Below are 14,237 nucleotides of genomic sequence, written 5' to 3' on the forward strand. Positions count from 1 at the left end.
CCGAAAGACCAGCCGATGTCCGATAAGCCCTGCCACGTCCTGTCCCACTTCGAGGCGTCCAGCGCCGCCTTGGCCGACACCCTCAAGGAACAGGCCTTCATCGAGTCCTGCCGCCAGATGACGGCGGCCTGCGTCCGCACCCTGCGCGGGGGCGGCAAGCTCCTGTTCGCCGGCAACGGCGGCAGCGCGGGCGACGCCCAGCACATCGCCGGCGAGTTCGTCTCCCGCCTCAACTTCGATCGCGCGCCGCTGGCCGCGATCGCCCTCACCGTCGACACCTCGGTGCTGACGGCGGTGGGCAACGATTACGGGTTCGATCGTGTCTTCGAGCGGCAGGTCCTGGCGCTCGGCCGCAAGGGCGACCTGTTCTGCGGCATCTCGACCTCGGGCCGCTCGCCCAACATCCTGCGCGCGCTGCGCGCCGCGCGCGAGCTCGGCGTCACCACGGTCGGGCTCATGGGTGCGAATGGCGGCGAGATGGCGGATCTCTGCGACCTGGTGCTGGCCGCGCCCCACACCAGGACGCCGATGATCCAGCAGCTCCACATCACGGCGGCCCACGCGATCTGCGGCGCCGTCGAGGAGGAGATCTTCGGCGGCCCTGCCGCCTGATACGCGGCGCCCTCCAGCGAGAGAGCGCGCCCGCATCGGCCGCCGGGGAGGGAGCCTCCTCTCGAGCATTTTCCGACGAAGTGGGTGCCGGTTCGTCGCAGAAATTGCGGCAAAATCAAAGACCTAGAGAGCTTCGTGATTGCAACGCGATCGCGGCACTCTCCAAGGTGCCCGATCGTCCGTGACTGGAAACCAAGATGATCGCGACCCATTCCCAGCCGACGGACGTCCGGCAGGCCGTCATCCTCTGCGGGGGGATCGGCAGCCGCCTCGGCGCCCTGACGGCGGCGACGCTGAAGCCCCTGCTCCCCGTGGCGGAGACGCCGTTCCTCGAGCGGCTGCTGTTCGAGATCGGCCGGTTCGGGATCGACCGGGTCCTGTTCCTCGCCGCTCACCGCGCCGACGACATCCGCGCCTTCGCGGCGGAGGCGTGTCCACGGCTCGGCCTGACCTTCGAGATCGCGGTCGAGCCCGACCGGGCCGGGACCGGCGGCGCCCTCTGGCACGCCCGCGACCAGCTCGACCCGGTCTTCTTCCTGTTCAACGGCGACAGCTGGTTCGACGTCAACCTCCTCGACCTGGCGACCCGGCTCGGGCCGGACGACCTCGCGGTCCTGGCCCTGCGGGAAGTGGAGGATGCGGCACGCTACGGCACCGTGACGGTGGACGGCCCGCGCGTGCGGCGTTTCGCGGAGAAGACCGGCTCCCCGGCGCCGGGCCTCGTCAATGGCGGCATCTACGTCGTCCGCCGCTCGCTCGTCGACAGCCTGTCGCCGTCCTCCTCGCTCGAGGCCGACGGCCTGGCCAAGCTCGCCGAGAGCGGCCGGGTCGCAGGCCGGCGCTATGACGGCTTCTTCATCGATATCGGGATCCCGAGCGATTTCGAGCGGGCCCAGAGAGCGATCCCGGCGGCCCAGCGCCGGCCGGCCGTCTTCCTCGACCGCGACGGCGTCCTCAACGAGGATTGCGGCTATGTCGGCGAGATCGAGCGGTTCCGCTGGCTGCCTGGCGCCCGGGAGGCCGTCAAGACCCTGAACGATGCCGGCGCCTTCGTGTTCGTGGTGACGAACCAGGCCGGCGTCGCGCGCGGCTTCTACGACGAGGCGGCCGTCGGCCTGCTACACGCCCACATGCAGGCGGAGCTGCGGACGATGGGCGCGCATATCGACGCCTTCCGGTACTGCCCCTACCATCCGGACGGCACGGTGCCGGCCTATGCCCGCGTCTCGGACTGGCGCAAGCCCGCACCCGGCATGATCCTCGATCTCCTGAGCCGATGGCCCGTCGACGCGGCGACGAGCTTCCTGGTCGGCGACCAGGATCACGACGTGGCCGCGGCCCGGGCGGCGGGCATCGTCGGATACAAGATCGGCGGGAGCGACTCCCTCGACGACCTGGTGCGGGCCCGACTCCCGCGTTCGTGACGATCCGCACTGGGCGGGGTGCGGCGACGGCGATGCTCCGGCCCCGCGCCCCGTCCGGGCGGCGGCGGCCGTCAACCGCCCGGCATCGCACCGGCCCATCGGCCGGCCTCCACGGCGCAGCGGTCGTCGAAGGCGACCGGCGGCGTCCTCCACCGGATGTCCGCCATCGCCGCCCCCGACATGACCTGTTCGTAGATGTTCTCCAGATCGAACAGATGGCTGCTCTGGGCATCGTCGAACCGGGGGGATGCGGGGGACGGAGTGCCGTCTCTCGCGAGGCTCGCCTCGCAGCCCCTGAAAAAGGGCTCGCCGCAGAAATCCAGTACCGTGCGCATCACCCTGGCCGGATTCTCGGTCACGTCGCCCTGCCTGACCGGAAGCGCCCTCCCCGGCCCGAGATGCCGCATCGCCTCGACCAGACATTGGGTCGCTCTCTCCCACGCCTCGGCGGCATCCTTGAAGGCCGCGGGATCCACGCCCGCCTCCCCGGAGACCAGCCGGGACGTTACCGCCGCCGTGGGGCGCCCGAGCGTGCCGATGAACCGTGCGTCGGGGAACATGCGCGCCAGACCGATCGCCAGGCCGGTATTGTCCGCCGTGCCGTCGACCCAGCGGCCCTTCGTCGAGTGCGGCGACCGGATCATCTGGAACCGTCTGTCGAAGTGCGGCGACATGTTCTCCGCGCGGGCAAACAGGATCTCCAGCGACCGGCGTCGGCTGATCTCGTGGTGCATGTCGCTGATCATCTGCCCCTGTCGGCGCAGGACATCGTCGAGATCGAGGCTGTACGTCTTCACCGACGAGCCGGGAGCCCGGCTCGCTGCCTCGAACGCCCGCAGCGCTCCGACGTAGAAGCCCGGCAGCCAGCTGGTCTCGTCCATCGGGTAGACGTTCGGATGCTGCCCGACCGCCCAGGCGAGACGGCGGGTGTCGGGCCGGTGCGGGCCGATGACGAAGATCGGAGCGTTCGACGACGGCCCCCGGGGCGTCGCCTTCCTGGGGCGCAGATGGACCATCGGGTCGTAGGCAAAATCCGAGACGACGAGGGCGAGCTCGCGCTGATCGTCGTTCATGCCACGCGCGGACGGGGTCGCGGCGTAATCGCTCTCGATCCTGATCGCGAACGAGCCGGACGGATCGTGGATCGGGTAGCTCAGCTTGAGATTCTCCCAAGGCCTGCCGAACTCGACGACCTCCGCGATTTGCCCGTTCAAAAAAATGCGGACATTGAACGGGAAATAATCATAAAGGTCAGGATCTCCCGTCGACAGGCAGAAGCTTAGATCGCCCTCGTTATCGATTTTCTTCACGACGATATTGCAGATCTTAGCGATCCATCCGTCGCCGCTCACGGCGACGGAATCATCGATGACGATCTCCGGCTTCATGCCATACCATCCTATATATAATATATGCGATTTTCAATCTGCGTGACTATAAATCATAATTTAGAATATTTCATACCTCTTGACTGATTATAATTCAGACTGCATTTGCAAATGAAGTTTGCGACTGCATGGAAAACTCGCATTTTCGACCAATCCGGCATGTCATCCTACTCGTCGCAGCCCGAGTGCGGCACGCATCGATCGGCTGGGCTGTCCGGCACGGCAGACCCAAGATACTGGTACATAGCACATACATCAGACGCTCCATTGGATCAACGAAGTCCAGCCGAATGCCGCCATGCACGTCGGGTCGGAGGCCCGGATGACACGGCGTTGCGAAAGTCCGGTCGAAGCGGCTCCGGCGCAGGCGTCGGTCGCGGGACGTCTCGCCGAGCCCTGCGCGGCGCCACCGCCGCCATGGCAACCGCAGAATCAAGATCTCGTGGTGCACGAAAAGGCGCTCCGGCCGCCACCCTGCGACGGATCGTCGGGGCTGCGGGAGGCCGGATCACGACCGCCGCCGCCAGAACAATGGCCGCACCTCCCAAGACGAGGCGATCGGAAATCTTGACTGACGGGATCTCCGTGAACGGCGACGTTCATCGACATGCCATCCATTCATAGCGTGACATCGCAGATAAATCGGATATGAATACCATATCTCGCTTGCACCCCTCCATGCTCGATACTGGGATGACATCCGATCAGCACGGCGGTTCCTGCTTGCAATCACGCAGCGCGATTGTTATGGCGTCTGCCATTCCGTTTCAAGTCGGAGCTGGTATTGTGAAGTCCATTCGCCCGGATCTCAATGGTCGGCGTCTCATCAACGAAGAGAGCACGCGGACATGGCTGGTATTCAATGGATTGCGCCACCATGTAACCAGCTCCCCCGTCTATGACGCGCTGTTCAGGCCGGGAGTGACCTTCGATCACGTTCCGGACCTCGACAGCGTCGCCGAAGGTCCGGATCTCGGCCCCGGCACGTGCCTGGTGAGCGATAGCGAGACCGGCGAAATCTATCTGGTCTTCGGCGAGCCGTCGATCAACATCCGCAAATATGCCATCAAGACCTACGAAAATTTCGTAGAGCTGGGCTTCAACGAGGCGCTGGTGCGGACCGTTCCGCCCATCCTGCTTGCGGCCATTCCCTCCGGACGGCCGATACACTTCGCGATGCCGGCATAGCAGGCCGGCTTGCACGATCGCCCGGCGATTGCCGCGCAATCGCTGTCGCGATGCGGATATCGGCTTCGCTCGAGCGCGTGGAGCCGTCGGATCCGCCGCGCGGGCTCGTCATCCGACATCCGGGCGATCGTTTCCGGATGTCGGATCACTCCGTCCGTCCCGGCAGCATCCGCCGCAAGGTCCCGTCCCGCCGCACCAGATGGTGATGCAGGGCGGCGGCGGCATGCAGCAGCACCAGCGCGACCAGCGTGAAGGCCGCGACCTGGTGCACCCGGAGGATCGCCTCGCCCACCGGCATGCCGCCGGAGATCGGCAGGGTGAGGGGCAGGGTGAAGTACAGCATCACCGGGGCGCAGCAGGCCGAGGTGCCGGCCCAGCCGAGCAGCGGCACCGCCACGATCAGGGCGTAGAGCGCCAGGTGCGAGGCGTGGGCCGCCCGGCGCTGCCAGGCGGGCAGGCCGACCGCCAGCGGGGGAGCGCCGCGGGCGGCGCGCACCAGGAGCCGCGCCAGGGCCAGTGCCAGCACGGTGAGCCCGAACGACTTGTGCCACTCGTAGAGCGCGTTCTTCACCGGTCCGTCGGGCAGGTTGGCCATGGCTAGAGCGATCGGCACCAGGGCGACGATCAGGACGGCGACGGCCCAGTGCAGCACCTTCTGGGACGGAGCATAGCTGGGCGGCGTCATGCGGCCTCACTCCCCGGATGTATGGACGGTCTGGACAATCGCGAAAGGTTGATGGAGGGATCCCGGCAAAGCGGGGCGGAACGCCCCACTTGAGCCAAGCGTGGCGAAACGCCCCGCATGCCGTCCGGCGTCGAACCGTGGCTTTGTCCCTTCACCGGTTCGTCCTCATGGTTCCCGGCCCGTCACGACCGTGCCGGGGCCATCTCTCTCAGGGTCGATGATGTCGGTCACGATGCAGAGTAGCAGCAGCAATCTAGACCCGGCCGCGGGCCGCGAACAGAGGCAGGAGCAGGTCGACGTCGAGCGGGCGCTGGCGGAGATCCGCGCCGGCCGGCCCGTCGCCCTGCGCGGCGCGGATCCGGTTCTCGCGCTGTCGGTCGAGGCCCTCGACGGCGACGCGGCCGGCGCCCTGGCGGCGCTCGCGGGCACGGGCGCGCGTCTCGTCCTGCCGGCGGCGCGCCTGCGCCGCCTCGGCCTCGCGGATCGGAGCGAGGCCGGCGCGGTCGCCCTGCCGGCGATCGACCCCGTCCGGATCGAGACCCTGGCCCTGCGCCTCGACGGGCGGATCGACGCGCCCGTGGCGCCGGCCTCGGCCGGCGACGAGGCGGCCCTCGCCCTGATGGCGCTGGCGCAGGTACTGCCGGCCGTCCTGGTGGTGCCCGGCGAGGCGGCGCCCTCCGGCACCCTCGCGGTCGGGGCGGCGTCGGTCGCGGCCTATCCGGGCCGGCAGGCGGCGTCCCTGAGGCCGGTCAGCCGGGCGCCGGTGCCGCTGGCGAGCGCGCCCGACAGCGAGTTCGTGGTCTTCCGCGGCGGCGAGGGGCTGCGCGATCAGGTGGCGGTGGTGATCGGCCGGCCGGACCTGTCGCGGCCGGTGGCGGTGCGGCTGCACTCGGCCTGCCTCACCGGCGACCTGTTCGGCTCGCTCAAATGCGATTGCGGCGACCAGCTGCGCGGCACCGCCGGCTGGATGGCGCAGAACGGCGGCGGCATCGTGCTCTACCTCGACCAGGAGGGCCGCGGGAACGGGCTCGCCAACAAGATCCGCGCCTACGACCTCCAGGCGCGCGGGCTCGACACCTACGAGGCGGACGAGGCCCTCGGCTTCGGCCTCGACCAGCGCCGGTTCGACTTCGCGGCCGCGATGCTGAAGGCGCTCGGCGTCACCTCCGTCCGGCTCCTCAGCAACAACCCCGAGAAGGCCGCGAGCCTGGAGGCCGCGGGGCTCACCGTGGTCGAGACCCAGCGGGCGCTCGGGCGGATCACGCCGGAGAACATCCGCTACCTGACCGCCAAGCGCGACCGGGCCGGCCACGCCCTCGACCTCGACGCCTTCGCCTGCCTCGACGTGTGAGCGCCGGATCCCGGGCTGTCAGCGCCTGGACGCTGTGGCCCTGCGGCACGTTCGCTGCTAGCTAGGGCCCCGGTTGGGCCGGCACCCGCCCGGCCCCATGGACGATCGACACGGGAGATCGAGCGATGAAGGGTGACGCCAAGGTCGTCGAGTACCTCAACCGCGGCCTGCGCAGCGAGCTGACCGCGGTGAGCCAGTACTGGCTCCACTTCCGGATGCTGAACGACTGGGGTTATGTCGATCTCGCCAAGTTCTGGCGCAAGGAGTCGATCGAGGAGATGAACCACGCCGATCGCTTCGTCGATCGGATCCTGTTCCTCGATGGCTTCCCGAACCTGCAGGAGCTCGATCCGCTGCGGATCGGGCAGAACGTCCTGGAAATCATCGAGTGCGATCTCGCCGCCGAGAACGAGGCGCGCAGCCTCTATCTCGAGGCCGCGAAGTACTGCGACTCGATCAACGACCGGGTGTCGAAGCAGCTCTTCGAGGCACTGGCCGCCGACGAGGAAGGCCATATCGACTTCCTGGAGACTCAGCTCGAGCTGATCAGCCAGATCGGCCTGCAACTCTACTGCCAGCGTCACATCGGCGGCCTGGAGACGATCCAGCCCGAGGCCATGTGAGCCCGAGGCCATGTGAGCCCGAGGCCACGCGGCCCGAGACTCTGCGAGATCTCAGGTTGCGTGGCCAGTCGCGTGGCTTTCAGGTCGTGACGAGAGGGGGCCGCCTCAGGCGGCCTCTTCCTTCAATTCCTTCAGCGTGCAGGCCGCCCCGCAGGTGGTGGTGCAGGCGGCATGCGCCTCGGACAGGGCCCGATCGAGGATGCCCCGGATCGTGCGGGCGCAGCGGCCGCATTTCGGGCTGCAGCCGAGGCAGGCATAGACCTGGGCGGGCGTCCGCGGACAGCCCGGGCCGGGATTGAGGCACGCGCGCACCTGGCCGTCGGAGAGCACGTTGCAGGAACAGACGATCATGTTGTGACTGGAGCACCCGATCCGCGGAGCGCCGAGGGAATCGCTCCCGCAGACGGCTCTCAGATTAGAACTTTTGAAAACTACAACATAATCAACAGGTTACCGATTCGGTGCAGGGTCCGCAACCCGCACGGATGCGGTCATCGCGCCGCAGGCGGTCGCCCGTGCGCGCCATTCGCGCATCCTTCGGCGCACCTTCGGGAAACCCTGCGCCGTCTTGGCGGTTGCCTGCAGGGTATCGCTCCGTCTATCCGGCTGCGGTTCCGCAGGGTCCGGCGGGGGCGGGCCGCAACGATCAGCCATGACCAGCGACGACGCGAGCGGACAGATCGAACCGGCCGGATGGGGCACCGTCATGCTCCCGGCCGGAGACCCGGAACCGGACATCCGGGAATCGGACCTTCCGGAACCGGACCTCACCGAGACCGCCCGCCTCGCCCGTGCGGTCTGCGGCAGCGCCTTCGCGCTAATCCACCGGGCGGACGCAGCCCCGGTCGGGTTCGTCCCGCCCGGGCTGTCCCCGCGGGATGCGGCGGCGCTCGCTCGCCTCGCCGGCGTCGAACCCGTGATCGTCCCGAATCTGGCCCAGGACGATCGCACCGCCGCCTTGCCCGCCGTGGCCGGTCCGCCGGGCTTGCGCTTTCATGCCGGCATCGCGCTTGCGGGCCCGGATGGCCGGACCCTTGCCACCCTGTGCGTGCTCGATCCGGATGCGCGGCCGGACGGGCTGACGGAGCGGGAGGCCGAGGGCCTCGCCGTGCTCGCCGGGCAAGCGGCGCGGGAGATCCGCCTCGCCCGGGCGCTCGCCGAGGCCCGGGCCGACCGCGACGACCTGCGCAGCATCACCGAAGCCGCCCCCGCGCTGATCGCCGCCCTCGACCGCGACGAGGTCTGCCGCTTCGCCAACGGCAATTTTTCGCGATGGTTCGGCCTCGCGCCGGACGAGGCCGTCGGGCGCCCGCTGCGGGCGATCCTCGGTGAGGACGCCTATGCGGTGCGCCAGCCGCTGCTCGCCCGGGCCTTCTCGGGCGAGACCGTGTCGTTCGAGATGCCCCATCCCGGTGCCGACGGGCGCCACGCGCTCGTGCGCTACGTGCCCCATCGCGGGCCCGACGGCGCGATCGCCGACCTGCACCTGCTCGGCGTCGACATGACCGCCGAGAAGGAGGCGCGGGCGGCGCTCGCCGACAGCGCCCTGAAGTTCCGGGCCATCGCCGAATCGATGCCCCAGATGGTGTGGTCGACCCTGCCGGACGGCTACCACGACTATTACAACACGCGCTGGTACGAGTTCACCGGCATGCCGGAGGGCTCGACCGACGGCGAGGGCTGGAACGCGATCTTCCATCCCGCCGAGCAACCGGAGGCCTGGCGGCGCTGGCGCCACTCGCTTGCCACCGGCGAGCCCTACGAGATCGAGTACCGCCTGCGCCGGCACGACGGTGTCTATCGCTGGGTGCTCGGCCGGGCGATGCCGATCCGCGATGCCCGCACCGGCGCGATCGAGCGCTGGTTCGGCACCTGCACCGACATCGACGACCAGGTCCGGGCCCGCGAGACCCTGGCCCGCAGCCGCGAGGCGCTGGAGGCGCTGGTAGCCGAGCGCACGGCGGCGCTCGCCGAGGCCAATGCGCGCCTGACCGCCGAGATCGAGGAGCGGGCCCGGATCGAGGAGGCGTTGCGCCAGTCGCAGAAGATGGAGGCGGTGGGGCAGCTGACGGGGGGCATCGCCCACGACTTCAACAACCTGCTCACCGGCATCGTCGGCTCGCTCGACCTGATGCAGACCCGCATCGGCGAGGGCCGCACCGAGAACCTGACCCGCTATGCCGGCCTCGCCATGGCCTCGGCCCAGCGCGCCGCGGCCCTGACCCACCGGTTGCTGGCCTTCGCCCGGCGCCAGCCGCTCGAGGCGCGGGCGGTCGACGCCAACCGGCTGGTGAGCTCGATGGACGAGTTGCTGCGCCGGACGCTCGGCGAGCGGGTGCAGCTGGAGGTGGTGGTGGCCGGCGGCCTGTGGCTGACGCTCTGCGACCCCAACCAGCTCGAGAACGCGATCCTCAACCTCGCGATCAACGCCCGCGACGCGATGCCCGACGGCGGGCGGCTGACCATCGAGACCGCCAACGCCCATCTCGACGACGCCTATGTGGCGAGCGAGATCGGGGTGCGGGCGGGGCAGTATGTCTGCCTCTGCGTCAGCGATACCGGGACCGGCATGAAGCCGGACGTGATCGCCCGCGCCTTCGACCCGTTCTTCACCACGAAGCCCATGGGCGAGGGGACGGGCTTAGGCCTCTCGATGATCTACGGCTTTGCCAAGCAGTCGGACGGGCACGTGCGGATCTATTCCGAGGTCGGCGCCGGGACGACGGTCAAGCTCTACCTGCCGCGGCACCGCGGACGCATCGCCGACGAGCCCGCCCCCGAGAGGGGCCTGCCGGTGCCGCGGGCCGAGCACGGCGAGACGGTGCTGGTGGTGGAGGACGATTCCACCGTCCGGGCGCTGATCGGCGAGACCCTGACCGAACTCGGCTACCGGGTGATCGAGGCGCCCGACGGGCGGACCGGCCTTCGCCTCCTCGAAGCGCCCGGGCGGATCGACCTCGTCGTCACCGATGTCGGCCTGCCGGGCCTCAACGGCCGCCGGATGATCGACGAGGCCCTGGCGGCGCGGCCGGACCTGCGGGTGCTGTTCATCACCGGCTACGCCGAGAACGCCGCCTTCGGCAACGGTCACCTCGCGCCCGGCATGCGGATGATCACCAAGCCTTTCGCCATCGACGCCTTCGCCGCCAAGGTCCGGGCGATGATCGAGCCGACGGGGAAGCGGCGCTTCGAAAGCTGACGTTTCCGCCGTATCCGGAACCGCGAGGCTTTCTCGCGCGGGTTGCTTTGAGATAGGGTTGGCCCGTACCCGTAGGGCAGCCTCCCCCTGCCCCGCCTTCAGGACCCGGATCGCCCCGTGCTCCAGCCGCCGCTCCGCGTCTTCCTGGCCCTCGGTTTGGGAGCCGCGGGCTTGGTGGCGACCCTGGTGCTCGCCCTGGTGGCCTCCCGTGTGGCGAGCGACCGGCTCGAGGCGCGCATCGAGGCCGAACTCGGCGACCTCGCCGTCACCATGGCCGGCCGGCTCGATCGCGGCCTGTTCGAGCGCTGGCGCGACATGGTGATCCTGGCCGAGAACGACACCATCCGCGATCCCGCCGTGCCGGTGGAGCGCAAGCGCCGGGTGCTGCGGCGGGCGCAGGAGACCTATCCGGACTACGCCATCATCGGGCTGATCGACGCGGACGGCCGGATCGCGGCGACGAGCACCGGCGTGCTGGAGGGGATCGACGTCGCCCATCGGGAGTATTTCACCAAGGGCCGCCACGGCCCCTTCGTGAGCGACGTGCACGATGCCACCCTGCTCGCCAGCCTGAAACCGAACAGCGATCCCGCCGACCCGCCGCGGGTGCTCGACATCGCCGCTCCCGTACGGGACGATGCCGGTCGCCTCGTGGGGGTGGTCTCGGGCCATCTCGACTGGACCTGGGCCCGGGCGGCCGAGGCGGCCTTGCGCGAATCCGCGGCCGGCCAGCGCGACGTCACCCCCCTGGTGCTCGCCCGGGACGGCACGGTGCTGCTCGGCCCCGACCGTTGGCGCCGCACCGACCTGCCGGCGGATCTGCCGAGCGTGGCCGCCGCCCGCGCCGGCCGCTCCGGCACGGTGGCGGAGACCTGGCCCGACGGAAAGCGCTACCTCACCGGCTACCGACCGACCCGGGGCTACCGCGACTTCCCGGGCCTCGGCTGGACGGTGCTGGTCCGCCAGGACGCCGACACCGCCTTCGCGACGGTGGCGGAGCTGCGCCGGCAGATCCTGCTCTGGGGCCTCGTCGTCGCCACCGTGGCGGCGGGCATCGGCTGGTTCGCCGCCGGCCTGCTCGCCCGGCCGCTGCGCCGCCTCGCGGTCGCCGCCGCGGCGCTCGGCCGGGGCGAGCCGGCGGTCGTCCCGGCCTCCGCCGTGCGCGAGGCGCAGGCGATCAGCCACGCCTTGACCGCCGCCGCCGACGCCCTGCGGCGGCAGGAGGAGGAGCGCCGGGCGGCCGATGCCCGCCAGGACCTGCTGATCCACGAGCTGAACCACCGGGTGAAGAACACGCTCGCCACCGTGCAATCGATGGCGCGCCAGACCGCCCGCAGCGCCGCCACCCTCGCCGACTTCACCGGCAGCTTCGAGGCCCGGCTGCTGGCGATGTCCCAGACCCACAACGTGCTGACCGCCAACCACTGGGAGGGGGCGGGCCTGCGCGGCATCCTGTCGGCGGAGCTGGAGCCCTATGCCGGCGGGCGGCCGGACCGCATCCGCCTCGACGGGCCGCCGGTCTCCCTCACCCCGGCGGTGGCCTTGCCCCTCGGGATGGCGATCCACGAACTCGCCACCAACGCGGCGAAGTACGGCGCGCTCTCGGTCGAGACGGGCCAGGTGGCGGTGGACTGGGAGGTGGCGTGGCAGGCCGGTGCCGGCCTTCTCTCCCTGCGCTGGCGCGAGAGCGGCGGCCCCGCGGTGGCGCCGCCGGCCCGGACCGGCTTCGGTACGCGGCTGATCCGCACCAGCCTGGAGCGGGAACTCGCCGGCGCGGTCCGGCTCGATTACGCGGCGTCGGGCCTCGCCTGCCGGATCGCGGTGCCGCTCACGGCCCGGACGCAAGCCGCGTGACACGGCATCATTCGCCGAAGTGGTTGCCGGTTCGGCGAAAAAAATGATGCGCAGGCAAAAGCCTCAGCGCCCGTACGGGTAGCAGCGGCTGCGCTCGAGCGGAATGCCGAGATGCGCCGCCAGCGCCCGGATCGCCGCGTCGTGCTCCACGTAAGGGTCGCGATTGCCGACGCCGACGATGATCGGGCAGCCCGCCCCCGAGGGCACCATGGCGGTGGCGAGCCCGTTGCCCTCCGGATCGCGCAGGGTGAAGAAGCGCGGCATGGTCCGGCGCAGATGCGCCTTGAGGCCGATCTGCTGCTCGATGAAGGGCCCCGGGGGCGGCACGTAGGAGGCCTCGGCGCGCTCCCGCGCCTGGCGGAAGTGCTTTTCGACCGCGTGGCCCATCAGGGCCGATTCCTGGATCGCCTCCGCCTCGGTCTCGATCCGGAACCAGGTTTTTCCGCCCGTGACGTCGCAGACATAGTCCATCGCTCACCTCGGCGGTCTGTCCGGGCCGGTGGCCCTACCTCCGGGATGTAGGCGCGAACAGGCCGGTTTTGAAGCGCCGGTGCGACGCGACGCCCTTGCCGGCCCCGGCCTTCAGGCCTCCCGCAGCGCCTGCCGGCCCCGCGCGGTGAGGCGCCATTCGGCCGAGGCGCCGCCGGGCAGCGGGCCGGGCCGCTCGCCCAGGAACAGCAGGTGGCCGTCATTCTCCAGGGCGCAGAGCCGGCTGTGGTCGCCGGGCCAGGCCCGGTCCGGCTCGCGCCGGATCGTGATGCGCCCCTCCTCCGTGAGGGCGGCGCGGCTCAGGAGGCGGCGGCGGTGATCGATCATCGCGTCGGATCCTTGACGATGGGTGCGGCCACGCGCGACGAACCCGACGCGGGAGGCGATGGGCGGCGCGGCCTGGGCGGGCGCGAGAAGCCGCGCCCAGATGGGTCGAGGATGCGCCGGCGCTCAGGGACCGGGTCGCGCGGCGCATCGGAATCCGACGTCGCTCTCCGGCGGCGCGGGAGACGTGTGGCGCCCCTTCATCGGGCGGCAGGCCTGGCCCGTGGGCACGGCCAAGCTTAGCAGCCGAGACCCTGGACGCAACCCGGATGGGTTCGAGATCGCATGAGACGAGAATCTGGCCCACACACGACCTCATCCTAAGGTCGCGGGTGGGATTGAATCTGTGGAGCGACCGAACCCGCTCGCAAGCGGGAACCCGCCGCGCCCTCGAAGAATCAGCCCCGCCCCGTGAGGATCCGCCCGGCCTGCTCCCAGCCGCCGAGGAGATCGGCCCCCGTACAGGCGATGCCCACCGTCAGCAGGGCGATCCAGAACGCGATATGGCCAACCGCTTCAAGCGGGCGCCAGCCGTAGTGGCGAAGCTGTGAGTACATCGCCGATTCGTGGCGCCGAAATGGTTAACAAGCCGTTACCACGCCGCCGGAACGGTCGCTTCCGGGCGGCCGCCGGATCGGCGCGCGCCGATCATGGGTGAACAAGCTCGGCCACATCTCGGGAACTTCGCCGGGTCCGCCGCGTCGACTCGGGCGAGAGAGTCTTACAAGGAATGATCCCGCCATGCCGGCCCGCCCCCTCCTCCCCACGCTGCTCGCCCTCGGTCTCCTCGCCCCCCTCCCCGCCCTCGCGCAGGTGAGCGAGACCGGCACCGGCGGCGGCCCGGCCTCGACGATCAAGGCGCCCAACACCACCGGCACCGGCCAGACGGTGCCCAAGCCCGGCGCCCTCGGTCCGAACGAGACCGGCACCGTCTCCCCGCAGATGCGCCGGGAGGCGAAGCGCGAGGACCAGATCATGAAGGGCATCTGCATCGGCTGCTCGAAGTAACGGCTCTCCGCGGGCCTGATCTGCATTCAGGGACTTGCGGGAGACGGGGCGGCGGCGGCATGACGCGGGGGAGCCTCCCTTAGAAGAGTTCC

Annotated in this window: 14 protein-coding genes; 8 read left to right on the plus strand and 6 right to left on the minus strand. The window is 70.1% G+C overall.

Annotated elements, in window-relative coordinates; all coding sequences use genetic code 11:
- Nucleotides 1-15: 15 nt before the first annotated feature.
- Both AC3AOF_RS27275 and AC3AOF_RS27280 read left to right on the plus strand, forming a co-directional pair.
- Complete coding sequence (locus tag AC3AOF_RS27275) at nt 16-612, plus strand: D-sedoheptulose 7-phosphate isomerase (RefSeq protein WP_236987922.1); 597 nt, start codon at nt 16-18, stop codon at nt 610-612.
- A gap of 197 nt (nt 613-809) precedes the next feature.
- On the plus strand, nt 810-2,036 hold the full coding sequence (locus tag AC3AOF_RS27280; RefSeq protein WP_236987921.1) for an HAD-IIIA family hydrolase: 1,227 nt from the start codon (nt 810-812) through the stop codon (nt 2,034-2,036).
- Between the two features lie 71 nt (nt 2,037-2,107).
- Here AC3AOF_RS27280 and AC3AOF_RS27285 read toward each other — a convergent pair whose 3' ends face one another.
- Nucleotides 2,108-3,424, minus strand: coding sequence for a sulfotransferase family protein (locus AC3AOF_RS27285; RefSeq protein WP_488347039.1), 1,317 nt, complete (start codon nt 3,422-3,424; stop codon nt 2,108-2,110).
- A 693-nt stretch (nt 3,425-4,117) separates the two neighbouring features.
- On the opposite strand from AC3AOF_RS27285, the gene AC3AOF_RS27290 reads away from it, so the two are divergent.
- Nucleotides 4,118-4,612: a hypothetical protein gene (locus AC3AOF_RS27290; protein ID WP_236987918.1), complete on the plus strand. Its 495-nt coding sequence runs from the start codon at nt 4,118-4,120 to the stop codon at nt 4,610-4,612.
- 145 nt (nt 4,613-4,757) lie between these two features.
- Here AC3AOF_RS27290 and AC3AOF_RS27295 read toward each other — a convergent pair whose 3' ends face one another.
- On the minus strand, nt 4,758-5,297 hold the full coding sequence (locus AC3AOF_RS27295; RefSeq protein ID WP_488347040.1) for a cytochrome b: 540 nt from the start codon (nt 5,295-5,297) through the stop codon (nt 4,758-4,760).
- A gap of 232 nt (nt 5,298-5,529) precedes the next feature.
- On the opposite strand from AC3AOF_RS27295, the gene ribA reads away from it, so the two are divergent.
- Together ribA and bfr are read left to right on the plus strand one after the other, a co-directional pair.
- On the plus strand, nt 5,530-6,648 hold the full coding sequence (gene ribA, locus AC3AOF_RS27300) for a GTP cyclohydrolase II RibA (RefSeq protein WP_488347041.1): 1,119 nt from the start codon (nt 5,530-5,532) through the stop codon (nt 6,646-6,648).
- Nucleotides 6,649-6,773: 125 nt separating this feature from the next.
- Nucleotides 6,774-7,271: a bacterioferritin gene (bfr, locus tag AC3AOF_RS27305; RefSeq protein ID WP_236987915.1), complete on the plus strand. Its 498-nt coding sequence runs from the start codon at nt 6,774-6,776 to the stop codon at nt 7,269-7,271.
- 105 nt (nt 7,272-7,376) lie between these two features.
- Here the strand turns inward: bfr and AC3AOF_RS27310 are convergent, their stop codons facing one another.
- Nucleotides 7,377-7,622, minus strand: coding sequence for a (2Fe-2S)-binding protein (locus tag AC3AOF_RS27310; RefSeq protein ID WP_203152928.1), 246 nt, complete (start codon nt 7,620-7,622; stop codon nt 7,377-7,379).
- A 301-nt stretch (nt 7,623-7,923) separates the two neighbouring features.
- On the opposite strand from AC3AOF_RS27310, the gene AC3AOF_RS27315 reads away from it, so the two are divergent.
- Both AC3AOF_RS27315 and AC3AOF_RS27320 read left to right on the plus strand, forming a co-directional pair.
- Nucleotides 7,924-10,470 (plus strand): PAS domain-containing protein, encoded by a 2,547-nt coding sequence (locus AC3AOF_RS27315; RefSeq protein WP_488347042.1) that lies wholly within the window; start codon nt 7,924-7,926, stop codon nt 10,468-10,470.
- Between the two features lie 117 nt (nt 10,471-10,587).
- Nucleotides 10,588-12,324: a sensor histidine kinase gene (locus AC3AOF_RS27320; RefSeq protein WP_236987913.1), complete on the plus strand. Its 1,737-nt coding sequence runs from the start codon at nt 10,588-10,590 to the stop codon at nt 12,322-12,324.
- 63 nt (nt 12,325-12,387) lie between these two features.
- On the opposite strand, the gene AC3AOF_RS27325 is transcribed toward AC3AOF_RS27320, so the two are convergent.
- The 3 genes from AC3AOF_RS27325 to AC3AOF_RS27335 all read right to left on the minus strand — a co-directional run bounded on the left by AC3AOF_RS27325 (nt 12,388) and on the right by AC3AOF_RS27335 (nt 13,694).
- Complete coding sequence (locus AC3AOF_RS27325; protein WP_488347043.1) at nt 12,388-12,795, minus strand: hypothetical protein; 408 nt, start codon at nt 12,793-12,795, stop codon at nt 12,388-12,390.
- A gap of 111 nt (nt 12,796-12,906) precedes the next feature.
- Nucleotides 12,907-13,140, minus strand: coding sequence for a hypothetical protein (locus AC3AOF_RS27330; RefSeq protein ID WP_488347044.1), 234 nt, complete (start codon nt 13,138-13,140; stop codon nt 12,907-12,909).
- Nucleotides 13,141-13,535: 395 nt separating this feature from the next.
- Nucleotides 13,536-13,694 carry a hypothetical protein gene (locus AC3AOF_RS27335; RefSeq protein ID WP_236987910.1) on the minus strand — a complete coding sequence of 53 codons (159 nt, stop codon included), beginning with the start codon at nt 13,692-13,694 and terminating at the stop codon, nt 13,536-13,538.
- A 184-nt stretch (nt 13,695-13,878) separates the two neighbouring features.
- Here AC3AOF_RS27335 and AC3AOF_RS27340 point away from each other — a divergent pair, with 184 nt between their 5' ends.
- A complete protein-coding gene (locus AC3AOF_RS27340) occupies nt 13,879-14,145 on the plus strand; it encodes a hypothetical protein (protein WP_236987909.1) in 267 nt (88 codons plus the stop codon).
- Nucleotides 14,146-14,237: the final 92 nt, after the last annotated feature.

Source organism: Methylobacterium sp. 142-1Y, assembly GCF_057747795.1.

Coding starts and splice junctions, on each gene's coding strand:
- AC3AOF_RS27275 (WP_236987922.1), top strand. CDS start 16: ATGTCCGATAAGCCCTGCCACGTCCTGTCCCACTTCGAGGCGTCCAGC.
- AC3AOF_RS27280 (WP_236987921.1), top strand. CDS start 810: ATGATCGCGACCCATTCCCAGCCGACGGACGTCCGGCAGGCCGTCATC.
- AC3AOF_RS27285 (WP_488347039.1), bottom strand. CDS start 3,424: ATGAAGCCGGAGATCGTCATCGATGATTCCGTCGCCGTGAGCGGCGAC.
- AC3AOF_RS27290 (WP_236987918.1), top strand. CDS start 4,118: ATGACATCCGATCAGCACGGCGGTTCCTGCTTGCAATCACGCAGCGCG.
- AC3AOF_RS27295 (WP_488347040.1), bottom strand. CDS start 5,297: ATGACGCCGCCCAGCTATGCTCCGTCCCAGAAGGTGCTGCACTGGGCC.
- ribA (WP_488347041.1), top strand. CDS start 5,530: ATGCAGAGTAGCAGCAGCAATCTAGACCCGGCCGCGGGCCGCGAACAG.
- bfr (WP_236987915.1), top strand. CDS start 6,774: ATGAAGGGTGACGCCAAGGTCGTCGAGTACCTCAACCGCGGCCTGCGC.
- AC3AOF_RS27310 (WP_203152928.1), bottom strand. CDS start 7,622: ATGATCGTCTGTTCCTGCAACGTGCTCTCCGACGGCCAGGTGCGCGCG.
- AC3AOF_RS27315 (WP_488347042.1), top strand. CDS start 7,924: ATGACCAGCGACGACGCGAGCGGACAGATCGAACCGGCCGGATGGGGC.
- AC3AOF_RS27325 (WP_488347043.1), bottom strand. CDS start 12,795: ATGGACTATGTCTGCGACGTCACGGGCGGAAAAACCTGGTTCCGGATC.
- AC3AOF_RS27330 (WP_488347044.1), bottom strand. CDS start 13,140: ATGATCGATCACCGCCGCCGCCTCCTGAGCCGCGCCGCCCTCACGGAG.
- AC3AOF_RS27335 (WP_236987910.1), bottom strand. CDS start 13,694: ATGTACTCACAGCTTCGCCACTACGGCTGGCGCCCGCTTGAAGCGGTT.
- AC3AOF_RS27340 (WP_236987909.1), top strand. CDS start 13,879: ATGCCGGCCCGCCCCCTCCTCCCCACGCTGCTCGCCCTCGGTCTCCTC.